The sequence below is a fragment of the Klebsiella sp. YJ genome, assembly GCF_002108615.1.
Classification (GTDB): Bacteria; Pseudomonadota; Gammaproteobacteria; order Enterobacterales; family Enterobacteriaceae; genus Klebsiella; species Klebsiella planticola.
Genome location: NZ_MTEG01000111.1, coordinates 1 through 637 on the forward strand (window position 1 = coordinate 1; position 637 = coordinate 637).

Annotated in this window: 2 protein-coding genes; both read right to left on the reverse strand. The window is 59.0% G+C overall.

The genetic code is table 11. From position 1 onward, the window contains the following. Positions 1 to 272: LexA family transcriptional regulator (locus BV390_RS31395; RefSeq protein ID WP_085397646.1), on the reverse strand; the 272-nt coding region annotated here is incomplete at its 3' end. Between the two features lies 1 nt (position 273). Continuing rightward, the gene (locus BV390_RS30425; protein WP_085397647.1) at positions 274 to 513 is read right to left on the reverse strand and encodes a DNA polymerase V; all 240 of its coding nucleotides are present in this window, start codon (positions 511 to 513) and stop codon (positions 274 to 276) included. Positions 514 to 637 lie beyond the last annotated feature (124 nt).

Here is a 637-nt window from a genome sequence, read left to right on the forward strand (position 1 = left end):
ACCACTCCTCCAACCTCAACGTCGTCGAGAGCCTCTCCCTCGATCGCCTCACCGTCAGCCGTTATAAGCGCCCTTCCCATGAGCTTTGCAAACTCAGCACGCCCGTCATATCGAACCAGTACCGTATCTCCCTGCTGCGGCCGCCGGGACACGTCGACGAATGCGTAGCCGTCGCTGGTTTCAACTACACGCGTATTGGCGCCAAGGCTGCACAGACTGGTAATGCTGATCCTGCGCTCGATGTAGTCAGTCGCGGGGGACGGAAATCCCATATCACAGCCCTCTGTTCGGGTTGTAGAGCTGGAACGTCCGATCGTCTCCCTCTTGCGTGGAAACATCCCGGAATGTCGTCACGTAACCTTCTATCCACTGATTGGCCTGCCGTGGCGACCAGTGCCAGTTATATCGCTCCAGCTCCTGCAGGAATCGCCTGGTGGTGATTGTGCGCCTGCCGTTGGGCTCGATGACTATCGCCGCCCGGCAGGCTGTTTCAATTTCGTAAAGGCGTGGCATGATCTTAATCTCTCAATGATGTCGCGGTAGGGATACCCGTTACCGGATACCCCCCGCACAGATCCCGGCGTGCGCGATTTACGCACCGGGCTCCTGCCTCGGGTGTCTGGCGGTGAACCGCTCC